We start from the raw sequence: 25450 nt of genomic DNA on the forward strand, positions 1-25450 counted from the left end.
TTCTTTAAAAAATGAACTAGCTTGTGCTTGATGTCACTGGTTTATCAGTGTGAATATATCCCACTAGCCAGAAGGTCAGCAAGCCGCATGCTACTGCCCCATAGCCAACTAGGTTGTAGTGCTCCATCTTTCCATCAACTCCAATCGTCACTACCATCCCTGCTATGACTGAGGCTAGACCCGATGCCAGCATCTGCACAGAGCCCACTAGACTCATAAAAGTACCACGGTTTTTAGCATCCACCATTTGACTCACCATCGCCATGGCTGGAATCATCCGCCCGGAGATCAGAATAAAAAATGCTGTTGAGTTTATGAGCACCACCCAAAGCGGAACAGGCATGAGATTAGTAGTGACTAGTAAGGGGATGAGGCTGGCGATCGCCAATACCTTAAAGACCATCACCTTACCGTAGCGGTCGGCCATGTGGCCAACTAACCTAGAGGTCATTAAGGTAGCAATGCCACCGCTAAGATAAATCAGTGGAATATATGCATTATCAATACCCACATTGGATGTGAGATACAAAGCAATGTAGGGTATGACGGAAAAACCGGTCAACATGATGAGTGCCATAAAGATAAATGCACGAAGATGTTGATGGGCAGCAAAGACATGCCAAATTTGACTTAGGCGACTACCTTCATGGGTATGGCCCAAGTGACCTACTATCCGAGGAATGTTGCGATAGCCTAAATACAAAATTACACTGGATAACAAGGCAATAAAAATGAATGGGGCACGCCAACCTAATGACGGAATATGGTTGGCCAGAAATAGACTCAGTGGCACACCGGCAACGGTGGATACCGAGAAAGCCGACATCACTATTCCTAATGCTTTTCCCCTGCGCTCAAATGGAATGGAGTCCGCAACAATGGTTTGCACTAAAGATCCTAAGATTCCTCCAAAGGCGCCTGCAAATGCTCGGGCTATAAACAATGAATGGTAATCGGGGGCTAGACCACACACTAAAGTGGCAATAATGAAGCAGGCATATAAGCTGAGTAATAGCACTCGCCGCTCAAACCGATCCACAAAATACGTGGCAAATACGCCGGCAATGGCAGCGGCGAAGGTGTATGAGGATAGTAGAAGGCCAAACTCGTGGGTATTGATGTTGAGCTCCCGGATAAATTCTGGGCCCAAAGGCATCATGATCATGAAATCGAGGATGTGGGTGAACTGAATTCCGGCCAAAGAGAATAAGAAAAAGCGTTCTTTCTGCTTACCTCCTGGGCTGTATTGCTCTGTCAATGGTTGCTTTACATGAATTTAGGGATATGACATTATCAAGGCTTAGCAACAAAATTGCTGATTAATCTTGTTGGCTAGACCAAAACAATTCGTAAAAATTCCCTACATTAGACCCACATACTTATGATTGAAGCGCTCATCAATTTCCCCTTACTCGCACTCGTAAGGGATGCATCGTGGGGGATAGTTGGACTAATCACCATATTGATTTTTCATGGCAGCGCCATTAATCACATTTATATGGTGTTTGAACGACGCACTACTAAATACTTAAAATTGATTCAATACAACCGTGTATTTGCTCACTTCTATGCTTCATTTGTTTTCATCGCAATCACCCACTTGCTTGAAATTCTCCTTTGGGCAATCTTCATTTTTAGCTTCAATCTCTTTAAAGAGCCTATAGATGCCATTCTTTTTGCTGGCAGCTGCTACACAACCGTTGGCTTTGAACCCGATGCCTTACCAGATGGCTGGAAAACCTTGGCCTTCTTCATCTCCTTCACGGGACTTTTCTCCTTAGCGTGGACCACTTCCATCATGTTTGGCATGACCACCACCTATAAAGAGGCTTGGAATTTGAAATACAAAGATCGATTTAACCTATAAACAGGACAAATGTTGTTGCGTTGCAGTAAAGTGGAGTATCATTAGGGTTAACCCTTAAGGAGCTCACCATGGCACATTCAAACTCAGTTCAATATCAACAAACATCACTAGTTAGCTTTAAGCCTTTATTGGCAATTAAAGACTTCTTTGCTCTATTGGCAGCAGCCTTTAACGAAGCCAAGATGATGGAACAGCAATCACGTAAAACAAGCGGAAACTGGTAATTTCTGACTGATTAAGCGCTGTTTTGGCCATTAATGGCCAGCCCGAAGATAAAAGCCTCTGGAATGTGAACTGACCCACAAAAGTTGGACACCCAATCCAACTCAACAGGGTCAGTCTCATGTCCAAATACAGCAAAGAGTTTAAGCTAGTAGTTATTCAGCATTACCTCTCCGGTAGGGGTGGTTTTAAAACTATTGGAGATCAATACGGCGTTAAATACGCCTATGTTCGCAAATGGGTTCATGCTTACAAAGCCCATGGCCCACACAGCCTCAATCAGAGTTACGTCCAGTACACGCCTACCTTCAAGCTATCTGTCTTGCAGCATATGGGGCAGCACCAGCTCTCCATTAATCAAGCGGCAGCCCACTTTAATATCCCCGCACCCAGCACGATTGGTCAATGGCAACGTCTTTACAATGAAGGCGGTATCACAGCCCTAGAACCTAAGCCCAAGGGACGGCCACCCATGTCAAAACCCTGTAAACCATTTATTCCGACTAATAAGCCGGTGACCCAGATGACTCCACAAGAGCTCATGCAAGAGCTTGAGTACCGCAGGGTGGAGACTGATTACCTAAAAAAGCTCGAGGCCTTAGCCCAGCAAAAACACTTGGCAAGCAAGAACAAGCCCAAGTAATTACTGAGTTAAGGCAGCAATACCCCTTACAGATCATCTTGGCTGTCGCCAAGATGGCTAGAAGTGTTTATTACTACCAGGTGGGGCTTAGTAAGCAGACTGATCCCTATCTTGCAGTCAAGACCCAGATCAGCGCCATCTACCATCGCCACAAAGGGCGCTATGGTTATCGGCGAGTCCATTTGGAGCTCGGTAACTTGCAACACTACCTTGATCCTAAGACTGTACAAAAGCTCATGGGACAACTTGGACTCAAATCCACCGTTCGCCCTAAGCGCTACCAGTCTTATAAGGGGTCTGTGGGTAAGGTAGCCCCCAACTTGCTAGAGCGCCACTTTGTAGCTAGCAAACCCAATCAAAAGTGGGTTACTGATGTCACCGAGTTCAATATCGGAGGGCAGAAGGTGTATCTCTCACCCATCTTAGATCTATATAACCAAGAGATCATCTCCTATGAGATTGCGGATCGACCACAGATTAGCTCAGTCATGCAGATGCTCCAAAAAGCTTTTAAGCAACTAAAACCAAAAGATAAACCCATGCTGCACTCAGACCAAGGCTGGCAATACCGGATGGGTATTTATCAGCAGGCCCTGCACCAGCAAGGCATTACTCAGAGCATGTCCAGGAAAGGTAATTGCTTGGATAACGCTGTCATGGAAAACTGGTTTGGAGTGATGAAGACCGAGTTCTTCTACCAACAGAAGTTTGAGACTATCGAATTATTTAAAGCGCAACTGAGGGAATACATCGACTACTACAACCATGATCGGATCAAACAAAAGCTAAAGGGATTAAGTCCAGTTAATTACCGAACTCAATCCCTCGTGCTAACCTAATTAAACTGTCCAGCTTTTGTGGGTCAGTTCAAATGTCAGAGGCTTTTTCTTTTTCAGAATTGATCCCTAACGCTGGATGTAATAACCATAGACGCACCGTGAACCGCCCCGAGAGGGATTGTGCGTGTCCTGAATAACGCCATTCGTTACCGCTGTTAAGTGTTTAGAAACCTTCACGATGAGTGTTCCGTGAGGTAATTCATTAGCAAGTAAGTGAACCTGGCAGCCTGCCCCAATTTTCATAGTGGGAACCCACTTAAATCCGTGGCCCAGAATGTAATCATGAAAGACATTGCGATGATTGCCATTCCGAGGTGAGGCACCCTGAGCGTTTAATCTGCGGGCCAACTTGTCGTTGCGCTGATCTGCATATGTCGCATTGGCTACTCGAAGATCTTCGTATACCTGCATATAGGGCAACTGAGCGGCAATGGCGATGGCCCGAACAACGCAATCGCCTGCCCCACCCTTGAAACCCGCGGCCTCTCTACCTCCATCATTGAATTGAAAACCCAGCGCCTGTCCACTGGCCTTAGGAAGCTTGGCAAAAGGATTTAAAAAGCTAAACATGGATGGGCTGGGTAGTGGAATATGTGGGTTTTAAAGAAAAATGGACTTGCCTCTCAGCAAATCCATTTCATGTTGAGGCTAAATAAAGAAACCTTACGCGTGGGCCTTCTTCACTTCTAAGCGCCATGCATGAAGCAAGGGCTCTGTATAGCCATTCGGCTGCTCAAGACCCTTGAAAATCAAGTCGCTTGCTGCTTTATAGGCATAAGAATCTTGGTAGTTCGGCATCATCGGCTTGTACAGTGCATCGCCAGCATTCTGACCATCAACTACCTTAGCCATGCGTTGCAATGTCTCGTTCACTTGCGCTTCTGTAACGATGCAATGCAATAACCAGTTGGCAATATGCTGACTAGAAATACGCAATGTTGCACGATCTTCCATCAAGCCCACGTTATGAATATCGGGCACCTTAGAGCAACCAACGCCTTGATCAATCCAGCGAACCACATAACCCAAGATACCTTGGCAGTTATTATCCAACTCTTGCTGAATCTCTTCTTTAGACCAGTTGGCTTTTTCAACTACCGGAATAGCCAGCAAGTCATCAATCAATGCTTCCGCTTCAGCGGCAGTGTCTAGCTGCTCCATCTCTTTTTGTAATTGCGCTACGTTCACTTGATGGTAGTGCAGAGCATGTAATGTGGCAGCTGTTGGTGATGGGACCCAAGCGGTATTTGCACCCGCTTTAGGATGAACAATCTTTTGCTCAACCATGGCCTTCATTAAATCAGGCATTGCCCACATGCCTTTACCGATTTGAGCGCGACCACGTAAACCGCAATCCAAACCAGCCAGAACATTACGACGTTCATAAGCGGATAACCATTTGCTGGTCTTCATATCGCCTTTGCGCATCATTGGACCTGCATGCATTGCGGTATGCATTTCATCGCCGGTACGATCTAGGAAGCCAGTATTAATAAAGGCAACTCGTGCACCTGCAGCTGCAATAGCTGCCTTGATGTTGGCGCTCATACGACGCTCTTCATCCATGATGCCTAGCTTCACAGTATCTGCAGGCAAGCCGAGTAACTTCTCAACACGGCCAAAGAGTTCGCCGGCAAAGGCAACTTCTTCAGGGCTGTGCATTTTTGGCTTGACGATATAGACAGAACCTTTACGAGTGTTTCCAATTGCCTGAGTTGCAGGACGATTAATGTCATGCAAAGCAATCAATACAGTCACAACAGCATCTAAGATACCTTCATAAATCTCTTTGCCTTCACCAGTAATGATCGCTGGATTAGTCATTAAGTGACCTACGTTGCGAAGGAATAGTAAAGAACGGCCATGCAAAGTCACCACGCCATCTTTAGCATCAACAGCACCAATACCGGCAGTATATTTACGGTCTGGATTTAAGGTGCGAGTGAAAGTCTTACCACCCTTGCTCACCTCTTCAACCAAGGTTCCCTTGAGAATGCCTAACCAGTTCTCGTAAGCAAGGACTTTGTCATCGCCATCGACTGCAGCAATCGAATCTTCCAAATCCAAAATGGTAGATAGCGCAGCCTCAAGCACAACATCGTTTACACCTGCAGCATCGCTGGAGCCAATTGTTTTACTCTGATCGATTTCAATATCGATATGCACGCCGTTATTGCGCAAAAGTACTGAGGAAGGAGCCGAAGCATTGCCTTGGTAGCCAACAAATTGCTTCTCGTCGGCAAGGCCTGTTTTGCTGCCATCTTTCAGGCTAACAACCAAGCGATTACCATCTACCGTGTAAGCAGTAGCATCCGCATGCGAACCTTTAGCTAGTGGTGTAGATTGATCCAAGAATGCACGAGCATAAGCAACTACCTTGGCACCCCGAATCGGGTTATAGGCACCAGCCTTAGTAGCGCCGCCTTCTTCTGAAATGACATCAGTTCCGTAGAGGGCATCATACAAAGAACCCCAACGAGCATTAGCAGCATTTAAGGCATAGCGTGCATTAAGCACTGGTACCACTAGCTGTGGGCCAGCTTGCAGCGCCAACTCATCATCAACGTTTTTAGTGGTGCCGAGAACTTTTCCTGGCACTTCATCCAAATAACCAATTTCTTTCAGATGCTTGCGATAGGCAGGCATATCTTTGATTGGACCAGGATTGGCTTGATGCCATTGATCCAAAGCCACCTGCAAGCTATCACGCTTGGCTAATAGGGCCTCGTTCTTTGGACCGAGATCTTTAACAATCTCATCAAAACCCTTCCAAAAGTCTGCGCTTTTAATACCTGTACCAGGCAAGACTTTGTCTTCAATAAAGCGATAGAGCGGTGTAGCCACTTGAAGGCCATTACATTGTGTGCGTGCAGTCATCTTTTAATTCCAAAGCAAATAGATCAATTAAATAAAAAGGTTAAATAAAAAGTGTGCGATTAACCCTTGAATGGATGTTGCAGAAGAATCGTTTCATCGCGTTCCGGTCCTGTTGAGACCATGGCGATTGGCTTTCCTGCAACTTCTTCGATACGACGCAGGAACTTCTGTGCCTCTATTGGGAGTTTGTCCCACTCACGAATACCAAAAGTAGTTCCCTTCCAACCTGGGAAATCCTCATAAATCGGTTCACAGCGCGCAACAGCTTCAGCGCCACGCGGCAATACATCTAATCTTTGGCCATCTAAGTGGTAGCCAACACAAAGGCGAATAGTTTCAAAACCATCGAGTACGTCAAGCTTGGTAATGCACAGGCCAGACAAACCATTGATCTGAATGGAGCGCTTCAGTGCAGCAGCATCCAACCAACCAGTACGACGTGGACGACCAGTAACCGAGCCAAACTCTTTACCTACTTCAGCTAAACGAACGCCAACGGGATCTTGCTTGGCTGGGTTATCAAAGTCATACAACTCACTTGGGAATGGACCAGCACCGACACGGGTGCAATAAGCCTTGGTAATACCCAAGATGTACTGCAAGGAATCAGGACCAACGCCAGATCCTGCGGCAGCATTACCTGCTACGCAGTTACTAGAGGTAACGTAGGGATAAGTACCGTGATCAATATCAAGCAAAGTGCCTTGAGCACCTTCGAACAATAAGTTTTGACCTGCTTGCTCAGCAGCATAGAGTGCACTGGACACATCGACCACCATTGGCTTGATGCGCTCGGCATAGGACATGGCCTCTTCTAAAGTCTTATGGAAATCTACCGGCTCTGCGCCATAGTAATTTGTAAGCATGAAATTGTGATATTCCAAATTTTCACGCAACTGAGCAGCAAATTTTTCAGGGTAGAACAAATCTTGAACACGTAAAGCACGACGGGCAACCTTATCTTCATAGGCCGGGCCAATACCTCGGCCGGTAGTGCCAATCTTTGCATCGCCACGTTTTTTCTCACGCGCATGATCAATTGCCACGTGATACGGAAGAATTAATGTCGTTGCTTCAGAAATCTTCAGGCGAGATTGAACATCTAACCCTGCAGCTTCTAGCTCACCAATTTCTTTAAAGAGCGCTTCTGGAGAAAGTACGACACCGTTACCAATGTAGCAAATCACATTCTTGTGCATGATTCCCGATGGAATCAAACGGAGAATGGTTTTCTTATCACCAATAATGAGGGTATGACCGGCATTGTGGCCACCCTGGAAACGCACTACTGCTTGAGCATGATCGGTTAACCAATCCACTACTTTGCCTTTGCCTTCGTCACCCCACTGGGTACCGATGACAACGACATTACGACCATGAGCTTGTTGCTTTAAAGACATATTGAAATCCAAAAGGTAATTACAGAATGAGTTTGCTACTGATTTATTTCTTTTTCACTTCCCATGAGCTGGCCTGTTTAACAAGCTCGCGATCGCAAAGGTATTCAGCGCTTTCCACAGGGTCGCCAGCCATTACCTGAATCACTACCTCACCCGCTAAACGCAGCTCACCAATCTTACTAGTCAGTAGCGCATCATCAATCCAAGGCGCAACAATGGCGGGTTTGCGTTGCGCTAAAGGCGCTAGGCTTGCCAAGGTCAGCAAGTCCATTGAAAAGCCAGTTGCGGGACGAGAACGTCCAAATGCTTGGCCAACATGGTCATATCTACCGCCGCGAGCAATCGGCTGCGGCAACTGATCAACATAGGCAGCAAACATCACACCACTATGGTACTGATAGCCACGCAAGTCAGCCAGATCAATGCTCAGCTCAACATCACCTGAGAACGCTGCAGTAGCCAAGACTAGCATCTCCAAATGCGCTAGAGCCTCATCAATGAGCTTGTGTTTTGGCAAAGTCTTTTTAGCATTAGCCAGGACTTGCGCGCAAGGGCCATTTAACTCCGTTAAAGCCATCAACGCATCTGCAGATTTTGCAGGAAGGCGTTGAGCCCAAATTGCTAAGCGTGAACGATCCTTACTTTGCAATAAGGTGTAGAGGGCCTCAATATCGCTCTTCGCAGTGACTTGACCATCCAGGATTCCCTCGAGAACTCCTGCATGAGAAAGGTCCAGATAGACCTTGCTTAATTGAGCAACACTCAAAGTCTTCAGTAGCAGGGAGATTGCCTCAAAATCTGCTTCCCAAGTAGCACAGCCATAAATCTCAGCACCGATTTGGAGCTCTTCACGAGCAGAGCTACCGACTGGCGTGCGCGCATGCGCAATAGAGCCAGCGTAACAAAGACGAGTCACACCCTCACGATTCAATAAATGCGCATCAATACGAGCCACTTGCGGCGTCATATCTGCACGTAAACCCAGAGTGCGACCCGATAACTGGTCAACCAACTTGAAGGTTTGTAAATTGAGATCTGAGCCAGTTCCAGTCAAGAGCGAATCCAGAAACTCCAAAATAGGAGGGGCCACCAGCTCATAACCATAGGACTGATATAAGTCCAGGATGGCACGTCGCAGAGTCTCTACTTTACGAGCCTCGGCTGGCAAAACATCAGCAATATCTTCGGGAAGTAACCAACGATTCATGTTCTGAAACATTCACATTCAATTTTTTTTGTTTAAGAACTTGAAAAACTCGCCATTAGGTTCAATCACCATGACATCTCTCTTATCCTTAAAGGAGCTACGGTAAGCCTGAAGACTTTGATAGAACTGTGCAAACTGAGGATCGCGCCCAAATGCTTCGGCATACAAGGCAGTAGCTCTTGCATCACCCGAACCTTTAATTTTCTGCGCCTCACGATACGCCTCGGCCAAAACAGTGTCACGTTGTCGCTCAGCATTGGCTCGAATCTTGTCTGACTCTGCGGCACCAGTCGAGCGTAGCTCATTGGCCACGCGCTTACGTTCGGCTTCCATACGCCTGTAGACAGAGTCACTAATTTCCGCCAATAGATCTACACGCTTAAGACGAACATCTACGATTTCAACGCCGATATCGGATGCATCATCAGCTACCTTTTTACGAATACCCTGCATTACTTGCTCGCGTTGATCTGAAATAATCTCTCTGACCGTGCGTTTAGTAAACTCCTCGTTCAAGGCTGAACGAACTAACTGTGTCAGGCGATCTTGCGCTAAACGCTCATCACCCTTAAAGCTCACGAAGAACTTACGGGGATCAACAATGCGCCATTTAACGTAAGAGTCAACCAAGAGATTTTTCTTCTCTGAGGTAATAAAGCGCTCGGCCTCAGGGGTATCGATAGTCAAAATTCGACGATCAAAGAAACGCACATTTTCAAAAGGTGCCGGGAGTTTCATTTGCAGGCCAGGTTGCTCTATCACCCGCACAATTTGCCCGAATGAAAACACCACAGCATAGTTACGTTGATCAACAACAAAGATACTGGAGGTCAGTATGTACACCAGAGCAATCAGGCCAGCGATAGCTGCCAATAGACGATTTGCGTTCATTATCTTGCATCCCCTCTATCACGGCTTCTGAGGCCGTCGCGTTTTTCGGAAGCACCAACGCTTGGAGGCGTGCTCGGGCTTGGGCTAGTTACATTGTTGCTAAATGGAGCTGCGGGATTGCCTGTCGCACCCCCTACTGTTACAGATCCGGTAGGCGTAGAGCCTGACGCTTGTGATGCAGCTACTTGCGCACTTTCTGCACTCACTTGCGCAATGATCTTATCCAAAGGCAAGTAGAGCATGCTATTACTCTTGGTGGTATCCACCAAAACTTTAGACACGTTGTTGTACATTTCGCGCATGCTATCAATGTACATACGATCACGAGTTACACCAGGTGCTTTCGCATACTCTGTCTGCACTTGCTTAAAGCGATTGGCATCACCTTCAGCCGTGGCAACCACTCTGGCCTTGTAACCTTCAGCCTCTTGAATGAGTCGATCAGCCGTACCCTTAGCGCGTGGAATGATGTCGTTAGCATAGGCCTGACCCTCACTCTTTAAGCGCTCCTGATCTTGCCCCGCTTTCACCGCATCATCAAATGACGCTTGCACTTGCTCTGGTGGTTGAACGTTTTGAACGGTCACACTTGTTACATAGATTCCCGTCTTATAGCTATCGAGGATTTTTTGTATCGAGGCAGCCAAATCAATCGCTATCTTTTCACGACCTTCGTACAAAACGGTATCCATCTTGCTACGGGCAACAATTTCACGGACAGCAGTTTCTGCGGCTTGCACCACAGTGGTATCTGGATCGCGGTTATTAAATAAATAATCTGTTGGATCTTTTAAGCGGTATTGAACAGCAAAACGCACATCAATGATGTTTTCATCCTCAGTGAGCATGGAAGTATCTTTTTGATTGGTGGCTTTGATCAAAATTGAACGACCGACCTCAACGGAGCGTACTCCAGAAACATTAACTATTTGCTCAGTCTGCACAGGCCAAGGCATACGCCAATTAATACCTGGGCCTGAAGTGTAAGAGTACTTACCAAACGTGGTAACAACACCAGACTGACCCTCTTGAATGATATAAAAACCACTAAAGATCCAAAACAAGGCTACGCCGCCAGCAGCCAAGATCACTGTCGCTTTAGAGCCAAAGGGGTTAGTGAAATTGAAGTTGGGTGCATTGAAACCACCACCGCCGCCACCGCCATTGCCGCCACCGTTACCGCGCTGAGATGGCGGAGGAATATCTGCACTATTTGGTCTATTGGCTGGCTTGCTGGCGACTGAGCCAGGCTTCTTCTTGCCGCCAAAGATACCGCTAATGCGATCGTTAAAATCACGCCAGAGCTCATCAAGATCTGGTGGGCCATCAGGCCTAGCAGGCTGCGGGCTCTTAGGCTGCACTTCTACCGGCTTATCCGCATCCGGATTGCCTGGCTCTGTCTTGGGGGCTTGAGGGTCCTGCCCATCTTTAGCGTCTTTTGAATCCTTGCCTGGATGACTATTGCCCCAGCCTGGATCATTGACCGAGAACAGCTCGAGAAATTTACGCGTCATTTGGTGAATATTTTCGGTTAGAAATAGGGTTAAATTCAGAAGTCTCTGGTCGTTCGGGTAAAGGAGCTAAAAACTCGTCTGGGGCCATTTGGACCTTGGCACGATTCTGCTCAACCCTTATTCTATCAGTCATTTGCGAGCATTCAGCGAGGGCGGAACGCAATAGATCGAGGCCTAAGCCAGTTTTGGAGGAGAGGAAAATTTGACTTGGAATCCCCTCTGAATCGCGCACCATTACTGCACCTTCCGTAAAGGTCTGGGGCATCTGGTCAATTTTATTCATCACCTCTATTCGAGGGATATCATCCGCGCCAATTTCCCGTAAAACCGCCTCTACTTCGGCCTTTTGCTCCCGAGCAACCAGGCTACAGGCATCAATGACATGCAAAATCAGGTCAGCATGGATGGTTTCATCAAGGGTTGCCCTGAAAGCCTCAACCAACTGGTGAGGCAATTCACGAATAAAACCCACGGTATCGGAAACCACAATTGACCCCACTCCATCCAAATGGACTTTTCGGGAGGTCGTGTCCAGGGTGGCAAACAACTGATCAGCCGCATAAGTCCCAGCTTTTGTAAGGGCATTAAACAGGGTGGACTTACCTGCATTGGTGTACCCCACTAAAGAAACAGAGAAGACATCCCTGCGGTTTCTGGCTCTTCTTTGGGTTCTTTGCTGGCGTTGCAGCTTTTCAAGCTCACTCTCTAAACGCTTCGCTTTGGTGGCCAGCATCCGCCTATCTAACTCCATCTGGGTCTCGCCTGGACCACCGCGCACACCAATACCGCCTCGTTGACGCTCCAAATGACTCCAAGCACGTACCAATCTCGACATGCGATACCGTACTTGAGCTAACTCCACTTGAGTTTTACCAATATGGCTTTGTGCTCGTTGGCTAAAAATATCCAATATCAGGCCCGTACGATCCATGACATGAAAACCAATATGCCGCTCTAGATTGCGTTGCTGGGTTGGCGACAGTGGATGATTGAAGATGGCCAGTTCAGCCCGCTGCTCTTCCATCGCTTTTTTAACTTCGTTTGCTTTACCCGATCCAATGAATAAGGCAGGGTCAGTTTTGCCCTTGCGGGCAATCACGCTGGCTGCAGGTATAGAGCCGGCGCTCTCAGCCAAGAGGCTGAGCTCGGCCATGCTATCCGCAAAATCCTCGCGTCCCGTGTCTACACCCACGAGGACGGCGCGGGCTGCATCTACACCGGTTTTATACAGGGCTAACTTCTTCCGTGCGGAACTCCACGGCACGAGCAGGCACGATCGTAGAGATCGCGTGTTTGTAAACCATCTGGGTTACGGTATTGCGCAAGAGGACGACGTATTGATCGAAAGACTCAATATTGCCCTGCAACTTAATGCCATTTACAAGATAAATGGACACAGGTACATGCTCTTTGCGCAAGGCATTTAGAAAGGGATCCTGTAGTAGTTGGATTTTGCTGTTATTCATACTGCTCCTTATTCGATTTTTATTTGCTTTTTATGATGTTTGGAGTCTTGCTTTTTTATCAAATATTTACGGCCTACTTACCTCAGACATAAGGGGCCTGATTTCAGAAAATCAAGCCCTTGATGTAATGCACTAGTAAAACTGTACGCTGATTTACTACTTTTTGCCTTTTTTGCCCTTATCCGCATCAACATATGGGTTTTTGGCAGTATTCATCTGGATACGCAATGGAGTGCCTGTTAACTTAAAGACCTCTCTGAAGCGACCCTCTAGATAGCGCTTATAGCTATCGGTCACACCACTCAAGGATGTCCCATGAATCACCACAATCGGGGGGTTCATACCACCCTGGTGTGCATAGCGTAGTTTTGGACGACCCATACCCACACGCTTGGGCTGTTGATGTTCGATTGCTTCTTGCAAAATACGGGTGAGTTTTGGCGTTGGTAACTTTGCCATCGCTGCCGCGTAAGCGAGGTCAACATCCTTAAAGAGCTCTTTAAGACCGGTGCCTTTTTTAGCGGAGATCGGGTGTACGTTAGCAAAATCCAAGAAGCGGAGTTTTTGAGCAATCTCTAAACGTGCGCGTTCTTTCACGTAAGCATCCAGACCATCCCACTTGTTTACAGCAACCACCAATGCGCGCCCTGCTTCCACAATAAATCCTGCAATATGCGCATCTTGCTCTGAAATATCCTGCTGAGCATCCAACATCAAAATGACCACATTACAGTCAGCAATCGCTTGCAAGGTTTTCACTACTGAGAATTTCTCAATCGCTTCAAATACTTTTCCGCGACGACGAAGACCAGCGGTATCGACCAAAATATAGGGTTTGCCGTTACGCTCGAATGGCACTTCAATCGCATCACGCGTTGTTCCAGGCATGTCAAACGCGATGACACGCTCTTCACCAATCAATTTATTGATCAATGTCGATTTACCGACGTTGGGACGACCCACTACCGCAATTTTCATCGGGCGATTGGGATCGTTTTCTTGCTCTTCAGGTTCTGGCTCAGGAATCCCGAGAGAATCTAATGCGTCATCGAGCAAGCCACGCACGCCATCACCGTGCGCAGAGGAAATCGGGAACGGTTCACCTAAACCCAGCTCATGGAAGTCTGCAGTAACAACACCAGCCTGCATACCCTCTGTTTTATTGACGGCCAAAATAATCGGTCTGCCAGTCTTGCGCAAAAAATCGGCAATCACACGATCTTGCGGCGCCATACCCAAGCGACCATCAACCAAGAAAATGATAATGTCGGATTCTGCTACGGCTTGTTTAGTTTGCTTTGCCATCTCAGCAACAATGCCGGTCTTTGCAACCGGCTCAAAGCCACCGGTATCCACGCAAATAAATGCCCGTTCGCCAATACGGCCTTTACCGTAGTGACGATCTCGCGTGAGGCCAGAGAAGTCGGCAACTAAGGCATCGCGTGAACGCGTTAAGCGATTGAAGAGTGTCGATTTACCAACGTTAGGACGGCCGACAATAGTAATTACTGGATTCATTTTGGACTGTACGCCGCTAGTTTTCCACCTTGAGATTGAACCAAGATGAGGCCATTCACCGCAATCGGTGCGGCTGTGATTGGACTACTGTCATGACGAATGCGTGCCAGCATTTCCCCATTCGCTTGTGAAAGTGCATGCACATAACCCTGTGCATCACCTACGAGTAATACCTTGCCAACGGCGGTGGGCTCACCAACACCTCTAAATGCCAGTTGGGTATTTTCCCAAGCCTGTGAGCCATCTTTTACTGCAAATGCAGTGATTGTGGATCTCTCATTAGATGAAAAAACCAAGTCTGGACTTTGTGCTGTACCAGTAAAGCTGGAATAGTCTTTAAACCACAATAAGTTACCTGTTCGGGCTTGACCGCAACCAATACGCCCTTGATAAGAGACGGCGCAAATGATCTCGCCCTCCATACTCGGTTTAGCGGTTACATCATTTAAGCGCTCAATCTCAGAAAAACCTTTGGGGAAGGACACTGGTGTCTCCCAAACAAGGCCACCATTGGCAATGGCGATCATGCCAAAACGGCCACCAGAAAATCCAGTCACAATCACTTCATTACCAATCGCCAGCATGCCGTAACCTACCCGCAATGACAATGCAGACTGCTGCCGCTGATAAGTCCATTTACGTTTACCAGTAAGCGCATCAAAACCAATAAAGCGGTTGTCTAACGCTCTAATGATGACGACGCCGCCAGCAACTACTGGCTCAGACAACACTTCGCTGCCAACATTGACATTCCAAATGGGCTTGCCGGTATCGTCGTAGGCATAAACCGTGCCCTTGGTGGTCACAACCGCAGTGGTGCGACCATCCGATCCGGGGCCAATAGAGAGGCGGTCTGGTACCGATGTTTCCCACACTTTATTGCCCGTCATCATGTCAATCTTGACGAGGTTACCGCGATGGGATGCTGCGTAAACTGAATCGCCTGCTACAGCCATATGAAAGTTAAATGATTCAGATGAGCCAACGCTAGTTGACCACACCGGAGCTAATTCAAATTGATTGGTGACCGGGACGAGCTCTGCAGGCTTACGAACACGTGAGCCACCAGAACAGGCCGCCAAGGCCACGACGACAGAGCCCAATATCAGGGTTGCGCTTGCTAGCTTTGCTACACGTTTGAAATCCACCATTACTGAGCTACTCCTCCGACGGCATCCAATTTCACCTTCAGGAGACGACGCGCCTCCTCAGGAAATTCTTTTGCTTGATTTAACTGCACCCAAGCGGCCTCATAACTCTTACGAGCATCAGCAGTATTTTTTTGCGCCAAATACCAATCACCACGACGCTCTAGCCACAAAGCTTCAAAACCTGTCACTGGTTTTTCTTTAAGAATCGCATCGGCCTCAGCAAAATCCTTTTCGGCGCCTTGTTCAATCAATTGCGCTACTAATCGTAATTTAGCAATTGCCACGTAAGATTGATCCGAGGCATTTTTGGCAGCCCAGCGCAAATACGCCATTGCTTTTTCCGAATCGCCCGCATCTGAGGCAATCTTTGCGGCAACCAGACTAGACATAGCCGCATAAGGCGTTCCAGAAAATTGCTTCTGTAAATCATCGGCAGCGCGTAAGGTTTGATCCTTGTCACCCTTATTAATAGCGGTCACCATCGTCTCGTACAACTGGGAAGCAGCTGCCGCTTGACTAGTGCGCCACCATTGATATCCGCTATAGGCAGCATAAGCAAATAAAACAGCCGTCACCACGCCGGTGATGAGGTTGCGATATTTTTGCCAAAACGCTTTCAGTTGATCTATTTGTTCTTGTTCTTCTAGGTCTAAAGGCATGTCATTCCAAGCTAATAAATACGGTATTTAAATACAACTTTAATAATCGGTCAGGTAATTCTATTATGTAGCACCGACGATGGCATCAATTACTGCTTCTACAACCCCATCTAGGGCCACAGCCTTCTGCTCTCCGCTGCCACGCAAGTCCTTGAGTTGAGCCTCATTCTTGGCCAATTCATCTGGCCCAATAATGACAGCATAGGCTGCCCCACTGGCATCCGCCTTCTTCATTTGAGACTTAAAGCTAGCTGCTTGGCCATCAGGAGCGCAAAACAGAATGACATCAATCCCCGCATTACGTAGGCGCTCTGCGATGATTACGGCAGCAGTCAACGTTTCACCGCCCTGGTGAATCACAAAGGCATCGCACTGTGCTGGGGCCTCTGGCAATGAGCCAGAAACCTTCATCAACTCCAATACACGTTCCATACCCATCGCCCAACCGCATGCTGGAGCAGCTTTGCCACCCATGCGCTCTATTAAGGGGTCATAACGTCCACCGCCAGCAATCGTGCCTTGGGCTCCCAGTTCTTCGGTAATCCATTCAAAAACAGTGAGGTTGTAATAATCCAAGCCACGGACTAAACGGGGGTTAATCTTGCAAGGGATGTTATTTGCCTTGAGAAGAGCCTGAACGCCCTCGAAATGCTTGAGTGACTCTTCACCCAAGAAATCCAATAGCTTCGGCGCACCTTCAATGAGGTCCTGCATCTCGGGATTTTTAGAGTCCAAAATCCGCAATGGATTGGTCAATAAGCGACGCTGTGAATCTTCGTCCAACTGATCTTTATTCTTTTCAAAATAGATCACTAAGGCGGCGCGGTGCTCAGCACGCTCATTAGCCTGGCCCAGGGAATTGATCTCTAAACGAACACCCTGAAGACCGAGCTCATCCCACAAGCGCTGCCCCATCAAAATAATTTCCGCATCAATGTCGGGACCAGTAAAGCCTAATGCCTCAATACCAAATTGGTGGAACTGTCGATAGCGGCCACGCTGTGGACGCTCGTGACGAAACATCGGACCGGTATACCAAAGACGCTTTGGTCCTTCGTACAACAAATTGTTTTCAATGACAGAGCGCACGAGTGCAGCAGTCCCTTCTGGGCGCAGAGTGAGTTGCTCACCATTGAGGCGATCTTCAAAGGAATACATTTCCTTTTCCACAATATCAGTCACCTCACCGATACCACGCTGAAATACTGCTGTTGCTTCCACGATGGGGGTACGCAAGAACTCATAACCATAAGCACGAGTGAGATCACGCAAGACATGCTCCAGATGAGTCCACTGGGCAGCATCTGCCGGCAAGAGGTCATTCATGCCGCGCACGCCATTAATTTTCTGAATCTTTTGTGTTTTAGCTTGATCGGTCATGTTGTACATTAATGTGATTCGGAGTGATGCGGAATGATTCTGATGATTTATTTCGGCGCGTAATGCTGATTGACGTACTCATCGACAATCACTTGAAACTCTTGGGCAATATTGTCACCACGCAACGTTTTTACTTTGACGCCATCAACAAACACAGGCGCTGCTGGGGTCTCGCCAGTACCTGGCAAGGAGATGCCAATATTAGCGTGCTTACTCTCACCGGGGCCATTGACAATACAGCCCATAACAGCCACGTTCATCGCCTCTACACCCGGGTGCGTTTTTTTCCAGATGGGCATTTGTTGGCGAAGGTAAGACTGAATATTGGCAGCGAGCTCTTGGAAAGTAGTGCTGGTTGTTCTTCCACAACCAGGACAAGCAATGACCATCGGCGTGAAATTCCGCAAGCCCATGGTTTGCAAGATCTCTTGAGCCACAATAATTTCATTTTCACGTGGCGCACCTGGATCGGGAGTCAGAGAAACTCGAATCGTATCGCCAATACCCTCTTGCAACAAAATGCCCATTGCGGCAGTTGAGGAAACAATCCCCTTGCTACCCATGCCAGCTTCGGTTAAACCTAAATGCAAAGGATAGTCTGAGCGATGCGATAGATCGCGATATACGGCAACTAAATCTTGCACCTTACTTACCTTGCAAGACAAAATAATTTGATTAGGATTCATACCAAACTCAACTGCTTTTTCAGCAGACTGCAATGCAGACTGAATCAAGGCCTCAATCATGACTTCTTGAGCGGTCTTTGGAACTGGTAATGCTGCATTCGCATCCATGATGCTCGCCAGCAAGTCTTGATCTAAGCTACCCCAGTTCACGCCAATCCGAATGGGCTTGTCATATTGACAAGCCGCTTCGATCATTTGTGCAAATTGCGGATCGCGTTTAGCGCCCTTGCCTACATTGCCTGGATTAATCCGGTACTTAGATAGGGCTTTGGCACATTCTGGATAGTCTTTTAATAAGGTGTGGCCGTTGTAATGAAAGTCACCAATCAAAGGCACCAGCACATCCATCTTATCTAACTGCTCGCGGATATACGGCACTGCCGCAGCCGCTGCGGGCGTATCTACCGTAATTCGTACCATCTCAGATCCAGCACGAGCTAGCTCTTTTACCTGAATGGCGGTAGCAATCGCATCCGCAGTATCAGTATTGGTCATGGACTGAACGCGGACAGGTGCATCGCCGCCAATCGTGATGATGTTGGTTTTCCAGGCAACGGTTGCCTGACGCGTTGAACGCTTCGGCTCTGGACCTAAAGGCAATTTGGGGGGATTGCTTGAGGGATTATTTGAGGAATTACTCATTGGCGTTGTGTAATGAAATCAGTCGTCTAATCTTTTGAGCCATTGCACTGGGCGCTCAGCTTGATATTCTGGCTCATCTTCATCATCCAGAATTTCTGCATCATCATCTTGATCGAGATGAATTTGCTTGTCATGTACTGCACGTTCACGAACTCTGGTGCGATCTACTACATCACCCGCCAATTGTCCGCAGGCTGCAGCGATGTCATCACCGCGGGTTTTGCGTACCGTTGCAACCATTCCAGCATCTAGCAAAATGCTCGCAAAGGCGTGAACGCGTTGTGCTGAAGAGCGCTTTAATCCAGACTCTGGGAATGGATTAAATGGAATGAGATTGATTTTGCACTTAATGTTGGCCAATAAGCGCACCAGCTCTTTAGCTTGAATATCAGAATCATTGACACCATCGAGCATGCAATACTCAAAGGTTAAGAAATCTCTTGGGGCAAAAGGCAGATACCTTTCGCATGCTGCAAGCAACTCTCTTAAGGGATATTTTTGGTTTAATGGAACCAGCTGATCGCGTAACTTATCGTTTGGCGCATGCAATGACACCGCTAAGGCAACTGGGCAATCTTGTGCGAGGCGATCAATCATCGGCACAACGCCAGAAGTAGACAGCGTGACGCGACGACGGGATAAGCCATAAGCTCTATCGTCTAGCATTAAACGCAAAGCAGTCACTACGTTGTCGTAGTTCAGCAAGGGCTCGCCCATACCCATCAAGACTACATTCGAAATCACGCGGCCGGTGTGTTCCCAACCCGGTGTTGGATATTGCTCGATACGGCGAACTGCATTAGGGTCATTGCGCAGCAAATGTTCCGCAAACCATAACTGGCCAATAATTTCACCAGCGGTAAGGTTGCGCGAAAAGCCTTGATGCCCAGTGGAGCAAAAACGGCAATTGACGGCACAACCCGCCTGAGAAGAAATGCACAAAGTGCCGCGATCATCCTCCGGAATAAATACCGACTCCACAGCATTACCACCTTTAACGTCTAGTAACCACTTGCGGGTACCGTCTGCTGCGTGCTCATCTTTTAGGACCGGGAGAGAAAGTACTTCTGCTTTATCAAGCAGTGTTGCTCGAAAGCTTTTTGCTAAGTCACTCATGTCATTGATGTTGGATATACCGCGTTGGTGTATCCACTGCATGAGTTGCTTTGCCCTGAAGGGCTTTTCATTCAACCCCGCGACATACGCTGCCATTTGGTCAGCGTCAAAATCTAAGAGATTTACGCGCGGGGAGGTCAATGCGACTACTTATAAATTCAATAGCTGAATCGTCAACAATCGTTAATTAACGATTGAACACGTTCATGCCAGCGAAGAAAAATGCTACTTCGACAGCAGCCGTTTCAGGAGCGTCAGAACCATGAACCGCATTGGCATCGATGCTGTCAGCGAAATCAGCGCGAATCGTACCAGCATCCGCTTTCTTAGGATCAGTAGCACCCATCAAATCACGGTTCTTCGCAATAGCGCCTTCGCCTTCTAATACCTGGATCATCACAGGACCAGAAATCATGAAGCTCACCAAATCTTTGAAGAAAGGACGGGCAGCATGAACAGCGTAAAACTGCTCAGCTTCAGCTTGTGATAAATGCGCCATTCTGGACGCAACAATCTTCAAACCAGCGGATTCAAAACGGTCATAAATCTTGCCGATCACGTTTTTTGCTACAGCATCAGGTTTGATAATAGAAAGGGTGCGCTCAATAGCCATGTAAAACTCCAATAGTGATTTCAAAAAATTAGCTGAATTAGCGCTTAATTAGACTCAGGGTGAAGTTTCTCCCCCCATTTCCTACAGCGCGCCAAGAATTCAGCGACCCCCGAATTATACATCGCCTGACGGTATTTACCCTGATCTGGACATAGCTAAGCTATTGAATTTACAGGGCATAACCCTTCGGTTTGTGGTCTTTTTATGCTTATTTTGATTAGGGGCTTGAAATTACCCCGTTTTGTCTATACTTACTGTCAACAGCCCCTTGTGGGCCCGTGTAATTACTTTGAAGAAGGAGTCAATATGAGCGATCTTAACTCTTACGGCTTTGGGCAAACTGGCTCGGTTAGCACCCCTCAGATTCGCAATCGCGTTCTGCGTAACACCTATGCCCTCTTGGCGCTATCGATGGTCCCTACCGTCATTGGTGCATGGCTTGGCGTTGCTTTCGGCCTGAACTTTATGGCGGGAAGCCCATTTTTGGGTTTCATCGTCTTTATGGCAATCGCTTTTGGCTTTTTCTGGGCGATTGAGAAGAACAAAGAAACCGGTATCGGCGTTCTATTGCTTTTAGGATTCACCTTCTTTATGGGCATCATGATGTCCGGTTTAGTGGGCTATACCTTGAACAGCTATAGCAATGGCGCCACCTTAATCATGCTGGCTTTTGGTGGAACTGCAGCGATTTTTGCTGTGATGGCCACGATTGCCACTGTGAGCAAAAGTGATTTCTCTGGCATGGGTAAATGGTTGATGGTGGGTGTACTGCTCTTGATCGTGGCTTCATTAGCAAATATCTGGCTACAACTGCCTGCCTTGATGCTGACTGTCATGGTCTTGGCAATTGCTATTTTCTCCGCCTTCATCTTGGTTGACGTGCAGCGTGTCATCAACGGTGGAGAGACCAACTACATCATGGCTACCTTAGCCATCTACTTAGATGTCTATAACGTCTTTACTAACTTGCTCGCACTCTTGGGCATTGTTGGCGGCAACAGAGATTAAGTATTTAGATTCAATAGAAAAGGCACCTGCGGGTGCCTTTTTCTTTACTTCAATTTGTTGATCTCTCAAACACCGCCATAGACTCTACATGGGATGTATGGGGGAACATATTGACGATTCCAGCACTCTTGAGAACATAGCCTGCTTGATGACACAAAATATCCGCGTCCCTGGCTAGAGTCTTCGGGTTACAGGAGACGTAGACGATACGCTGAGGAGGGAGATCACTACCCTGCTCATACAATTGGGCTAAGGCCTGGCAAATCTCCATAGCGCCTTCACGGGGTGGATCCATCAACCAGCGCTCCGCTTTTTCCCATGAGGCAATCGTCTCTGGCGTGACTTCAAATAAGTTGCTCTGCATAAAACTCACCGTGTCTGCCAGCTGATTGTGCTCTGCGTTCGCCTTAGCTCTGGTCGTTAGACTTTCTAAACCTTCAATACCCAAGACAGACTGAGCTCTTCGGGCTAATGGGAGCGTGAAGTTACCAATGCCACAAAACAAGTCGAGTACGCGATCACTTGCCTGAACCTCTAGGAGGCGAATCGCTCTACTCACTAAAGCACGGTTCATCAGATGATTGACTTGCGTAAAGTCTGCCGGCTTAAACGGCATCTCAATTCCAAACTCTGGCAGGCGATAGCAAAGCTTGCCAGTGAGCGGATAGAACGGTGCAACGGTTTCTATCCCTTTGGGTTGTAACCAGATCCAAACTGCATGCTCATCAGCAAAATCCCTGAGAAGCTGCTCATCGGCTGATGTTAGCGGCAATAGGTTTCTGAATACTAAAGCGGTGACTGGGCGCGTTTTTTTCGGATCATCTGAATTCGGATCCTCAGGCTCACCTACCGCAATTTCAATTTGGGGCATGCGATCCACAATAGATAAACCATTGACTAATTGACGCATCGCGGGAAGTAAAGCAGATACATGCCCAGGCAAAATCTCGCAAGCAGTCATGTCCGCAACATAGCCACTTTTCCCCTCATGAAATCCAATCAGCACGGTGCCTTTTTTAATCGAGCGATTCACTGCGCTCAAACGTGCACGATGTCGATACTCCCATGCTGGCCCTCCCATAGGACGCAGGATTTCCTCGGGTGCCACTTTAGCGATGTGCTTTAAGTCATCTTCTAGCACGCGTTGCTTCATAGCTACTTGTGCCCGAATATCTAAATGCTGCATCGTGCAACCACCGCAAACGCCAAAGGCTTTGCACTTAGGCTCAGCTCTAAAGACGGCGGGTTTAAGAATGTTGAGTACTTTAGCTTTACTAAAGCGGGCTTTATCTCTAGTGACGACATAGGTAACCAACTCGGTTGGCAAAGCACCTTGAATAAAGATTACTTTGCCGCTTTGGCCTTGGTTAAGCTCTTCCTCGTTAGGCACCAAGCGAGCAATCCCTTGTGCATCTAGATCCAGAGACTCCACTCGTATTGGCTCAGTCACAACAATGTGAACTGGCTTTTCACCTCTACGCATCTGGAGCAAAACCGAGTAGGTACTCTTGCCACTGGGCGCCATGAGGCTCTTTGGATTCCTGCTCTAAGTAGGCTTTTACAAACGTGATTTCTTCTTGGTACTCCGCAAGAGAGAAGCCACCGCGCATCAACTGAAATCGACAGTACATTAAGTAGGTATTGACCACATCGGTTTCGCAATAGCGACGGATGTCGTCAATCTTGCCGTCTTGGTATGCGGGCCACACTTGGCTCCCATCCATCCCCATCTTGCCTGGAAAGCCGCATAACTTTGCCAAGCCATCTAGTGGTGCATTTGCTCTGCCATTAAATTTTGCCAAAAGATCCATCATGTCTAAATGACGCATGTGATAACGACTGATGTAGTTATTCCACTTAAACTCGCGGCTATCGTTCTCTTGACTCTCACCCATTTCCCAATAGCGCGGCGCTTGAACATGATTGGCGAGTGCGCGGTAATGCAGCACTGGCAAATCAAAGCCGCTACCATTCCAAGAGACTAGCTGGGGCGTATATTTTTCAATGAGCTCAAAGAAGGTCTGAATCAATCCCTTCTCATCATCCTGGGGCGTACCTAGAGTGCCCACTTTAATTTGGGGTGCACCCTCTTTCGTTGTCCTGCGAATGACGCAAGAGATGGCGCAAATACGCTGCAGGTAAAGGGGGAGAAATTCACTGCCAGTTTTTTCTGCTCTTGCAGCCATGGCCTTGGCAGCTACCTCACTATCCGACATCGTATCTGGATAATCCTCAAGACGGCGCAGGCCTGCTACATCGGGAATGGTTTCAATATCAAAGACGAGAACAGTTGCCATAGCGAAGCCTAACTCAGCAACTGTTACTGCAAGTATGGCGTTGGATTTACCGGCTTGCCATTCACACGTAACTCAAAGTGGAGCTTGACTGAGTTGGTATCTGTATCACCCATCTCTGCAATCTTCTGCCCTTTTTTGACCGTATCACCCTCTTTTACCGTAAGTGAGCGGTTATGGGCATAGGCAGTGAGATAGGTATTGTCATGCTTGATGATGACCAAATTGCCATAACCACGCAAGCTATTGCCAGCATAGACAACCTTACCGTCTGCGGCTGCAGTAATCGGGTCGCCTAACTTGCCAGCAATATCAATGCCCTTGGTTTTTTCACTGAAATCATCGCTCACCTTCCCTTTAGCAGGCCATGACAAGCGAATACCAGGCTCAGCCACCATCTCTTTGGAGGCGTCTGATTTAGGGGTATCTTCTTTAGGGACATCAGTTTTAGGGGTATCGACATTAGTCGGCGTCTTTGGCGCTGGCTTTGCAGCAGACCTGAAGCCTGGCGGTGGTCTCACCAAAATCAAATCCCCTATTTCAATCTGGTTGGGATTAGCCATATTGTTCCACTGCGCTAAATCCCGCGGTGACTGGCCATTATCCAGAGCAATGCGCGCCAAGGTGTCACCACGTTTCACGCGATAGTAACCAGGAGGAGTGGCCTCACTACTGCTATTAGCACCACTTCGATCCACTACCGTCGCAGGTTTTGCTCTGGGCGTAGTTGAGCAGCCCACATTAACTAGCAATGCGCTGGTAGCAAGGAGCAATAGAAAGGATTTAGTTATTAAATTCATAGGGTTTCTCATACTACCCCTGATTGTAAGGGGACAAAAAAGACCTCGTCCAGAACGGTTCTTTGATAGCGCTGGGAGCTCATTCGCTCAACCATGATCAATTGCTGCTCTTTTTCATTTTTAGCAACTGGGGCAACCAACCTCCCCCCAATAGCCAATTGATCCAATAAGGCATCCGGAATACCCAAACCGGCAGCAGCCAAAATAATCCCGTCAAATGGAGCAGCTTGGGGCAGCCCCAGAATACCGTCACCATAAATAAGGCGCAGATTTTTAATGCGGAATGGGCGCAGCTTTTCCCTGGCCATGTCGTGCAGGGGCCGAATACGCTCTATTGAGTACACCTCATCCGACAGCAAGCTCAGAACTGCGGCTTGGTAACCGCAACCAGTACCAATCTCCAATACTTTTCCCAGTTGTTGCTTTGGCTTGTGCAGAATTTCAATCATGCGAGCCACTACCGATGGCTTAGAAATGGTTTGGGAATGACCAATTGGCAAAGCGGTATCTTCGTATGCCTGAGGGTGCATTCCTGCATCCATAAAAGCATGGCGCGGCACAGTGGCAATTGCCTCTAAAGTTTTGCCGTGCTTGACCCCTGCCGCTAAAACTTTAGCAGCCAGGGCTTGCCGGTGACCAGCGTTGCGCTCTGCCGCT

Annotated in this window: 23 protein-coding genes and 1 pseudogene; 4 read left to right on the forward strand and 20 right to left on the reverse strand. The window is 47.7% G+C overall.

Annotated features, from left to right (window positions below):
• Window positions 1-16: 16 nt before the first annotated feature.
• Complete coding sequence (locus DN92_RS06290) at window positions 17-1258, reverse strand: MFS transporter (RefSeq protein WP_173960438.1); 1242 nt, start codon at window positions 1256-1258, stop codon at window positions 17-19.
• A gap of 123 nt (window positions 1259-1381) precedes the next feature.
• Here DN92_RS06290 and DN92_RS06295 point away from each other — a divergent pair, with 123 nt between their 5' ends.
• From DN92_RS06295 to DN92_RS06305, 3 genes are all read left to right on the forward strand, one after another.
• Window positions 1382-1867 carry an ion channel gene (locus DN92_RS06295; RefSeq protein WP_173960439.1) on the forward strand — a complete coding sequence of 162 codons (486 nt, stop codon included), beginning with the start codon at window positions 1382-1384 and terminating at the stop codon, window positions 1865-1867.
• Between the two features lie 68 nt (window positions 1868-1935).
• Complete coding sequence (locus DN92_RS06300) at window positions 1936-2091, forward strand: hypothetical protein (RefSeq protein ID WP_173960440.1); 156 nt, start codon at window positions 1936-1938, stop codon at window positions 2089-2091.
• A 119-nt stretch (window positions 2092-2210) separates the two neighbouring features.
• A protein-coding gene (locus DN92_RS06305; RefSeq protein ID WP_173959528.1) for an IS3 family transposase occupies window positions 2211-3571 on the forward strand; the annotation gives its coding sequence in 2 pieces (ribosomal slippage) (window positions 2211-2670 and window positions 2670-3571; 1362 coding nt in all).
• A gap of 66 nt (window positions 3572-3637) precedes the next feature.
• Here the strand turns inward: DN92_RS06305 and DN92_RS06310 are convergent.
• From DN92_RS06310 to ndk, 15 genes are all read right to left on the reverse strand, one after another.
• Complete coding sequence (locus DN92_RS06310) at window positions 3638-4141, reverse strand: hypothetical protein (protein ID WP_173960441.1); 504 nt, start codon at window positions 4139-4141, stop codon at window positions 3638-3640.
• Between the two features lie 93 nt (window positions 4142-4234).
• Window positions 4235-6448, reverse strand: coding sequence for a malate synthase G (locus tag DN92_RS06315; protein WP_173960442.1), 2214 nt, complete (start codon window positions 6446-6448; stop codon window positions 4235-4237).
• 59 nt (window positions 6449-6507) lie between these two features.
• On the reverse strand, window positions 6508-7848 hold the full coding sequence (locus DN92_RS06320) for an adenylosuccinate synthase (protein WP_173960443.1): 1341 nt from the start codon (window positions 7846-7848) through the stop codon (window positions 6508-6510).
• Window positions 7849-7891: 43 nt separating this feature from the next.
• A complete protein-coding gene (locus DN92_RS06325; RefSeq protein WP_173961280.1) occupies window positions 7892-9055 on the reverse strand; it encodes an ATP phosphoribosyltransferase regulatory subunit in 1164 nt (387 codons plus the stop codon).
• Window positions 9056-9073: 18 nt separating this feature from the next.
• Entirely contained in the window at window positions 9074-9946 is an 873-nt protein-coding gene (gene hflC, locus DN92_RS06330; RefSeq protein ID WP_173960444.1) for a protease modulator HflC, read from the reverse strand.
• Window positions 9946-11460, reverse strand: coding sequence for an FtsH protease activity modulator HflK (hflK, locus tag DN92_RS06335; protein WP_173960445.1), 1515 nt, complete (start codon window positions 11458-11460; stop codon window positions 9946-9948). Before hflK ends, hflC begins: the two co-directional genes overlap by 1 nt.
• Complete coding sequence (hflX, locus tag DN92_RS06340; RefSeq protein ID WP_254598374.1) at window positions 11450-12613, reverse strand: GTPase HflX; 1164 nt, start codon at window positions 12611-12613, stop codon at window positions 11450-11452. Before hflX ends, hflK begins: the two co-directional genes overlap by 11 nt.
• Window positions 12614-12683: 70 nt before the next feature.
• On the reverse strand, window positions 12684-12926 hold the full coding sequence (hfq, locus tag DN92_RS06345; protein ID WP_173960446.1) for an RNA chaperone Hfq: 243 nt from the start codon (window positions 12924-12926) through the stop codon (window positions 12684-12686).
• Between the two features lie 156 nt (window positions 12927-13082).
• The gene (der, locus tag DN92_RS06350; RefSeq protein ID WP_173960447.1) at window positions 13083-14444 is read right to left on the reverse strand and encodes a ribosome biogenesis GTPase Der; all 1362 of its coding nucleotides are present in this window, start codon (window positions 14442-14444) and stop codon (window positions 13083-13085) included.
• Complete coding sequence (gene bamB, locus DN92_RS06355) at window positions 14441-15595, reverse strand: outer membrane protein assembly factor BamB (RefSeq protein ID WP_173960448.1); 1155 nt, start codon at window positions 15593-15595, stop codon at window positions 14441-14443. The genes der and bamB overlap by 4 nt, the downstream gene beginning before the upstream one ends.
• Window positions 15595-16254 (reverse strand): YfgM family protein, encoded by a 660-nt coding sequence (locus DN92_RS06360; protein WP_173960449.1) that lies wholly within the window; start codon window positions 16252-16254, stop codon window positions 15595-15597. Before DN92_RS06360 ends, bamB begins: the two co-directional genes overlap by 1 nt.
• Window positions 16255-16317: 63 nt before the next feature.
• Window positions 16318-17634, reverse strand: coding sequence for a histidine--tRNA ligase (gene hisS / locus DN92_RS06365; RefSeq protein WP_173960450.1), 1317 nt, complete (start codon window positions 17632-17634; stop codon window positions 16318-16320).
• Between the two features lie 47 nt (window positions 17635-17681).
• A complete protein-coding gene (gene ispG / locus DN92_RS06370) occupies window positions 17682-18962 on the reverse strand; it encodes a flavodoxin-dependent (E)-4-hydroxy-3-methylbut-2-enyl-diphosphate synthase (RefSeq protein ID WP_173960451.1) in 1281 nt (426 codons plus the stop codon).
• 18 nt (window positions 18963-18980) lie between these two features.
• Window positions 18981-20174, reverse strand: a complete 1194-nt coding sequence (rlmN, locus tag DN92_RS06375) for a dual-specificity RNA methyltransferase RlmN (RefSeq protein ID WP_254598375.1) — start codon at window positions 20172-20174, stop codon at window positions 18981-18983.
• 91 nt (window positions 20175-20265) lie between these two features.
• Complete coding sequence (gene ndk, locus DN92_RS06380; RefSeq protein WP_015421250.1) at window positions 20266-20691, reverse strand: nucleoside-diphosphate kinase; 426 nt, start codon at window positions 20689-20691, stop codon at window positions 20266-20268.
• 306 nt (window positions 20692-20997) lie between these two features.
• Between ndk and DN92_RS06385 the strand changes: the two genes are divergently transcribed.
• A complete protein-coding gene (locus DN92_RS06385; RefSeq protein WP_173960453.1) occupies window positions 20998-21699 on the forward strand; it encodes a Bax inhibitor-1 family protein in 702 nt (233 codons plus the stop codon).
• A 49-nt stretch (window positions 21700-21748) separates the two neighbouring features.
• Here DN92_RS06385 and rlmD read toward each other — a convergent pair whose 3' ends face one another.
• The 4 genes and pseudogenes from rlmD to DN92_RS06405 form a co-directional block, all read right to left on the reverse strand.
• A complete protein-coding gene (gene rlmD, locus DN92_RS06390) occupies window positions 21749-23182 on the reverse strand; it encodes a 23S rRNA (uracil(1939)-C(5))-methyltransferase RlmD (RefSeq protein WP_173961282.1) in 1434 nt (477 codons plus the stop codon).
• Complete coding sequence (locus tag DN92_RS06395; protein WP_173960454.1) at window positions 23175-23996, reverse strand: 3'-5' exonuclease; 822 nt, start codon at window positions 23994-23996, stop codon at window positions 23175-23177. The genes rlmD and DN92_RS06395 overlap by 8 nt, the downstream gene beginning before the upstream one ends.
• A gap of 23 nt (window positions 23997-24019) precedes the next feature.
• On the reverse strand, window positions 24020-24793 hold the full coding sequence (locus tag DN92_RS06400; RefSeq protein WP_173960455.1) for a peptidoglycan DD-metalloendopeptidase family protein: 774 nt from the start codon (window positions 24791-24793) through the stop codon (window positions 24020-24022).
• A gap of 8 nt (window positions 24794-24801) precedes the next feature.
• Window positions 24802-25425: pseudogene (locus tag DN92_RS06405) on the reverse strand (protein-L-isoaspartate(D-aspartate) O-methyltransferase); the annotation flags it as partial.
• Between the last annotated feature and the right edge of the window lie 25 nt (window positions 25426-25450).

Source organism: Polynucleobacter arcticus, from assembly GCF_013307205.1.
Lineage (GTDB): Bacteria > Pseudomonadota > Gammaproteobacteria > Burkholderiales > Burkholderiaceae > Polynucleobacter > Polynucleobacter arcticus.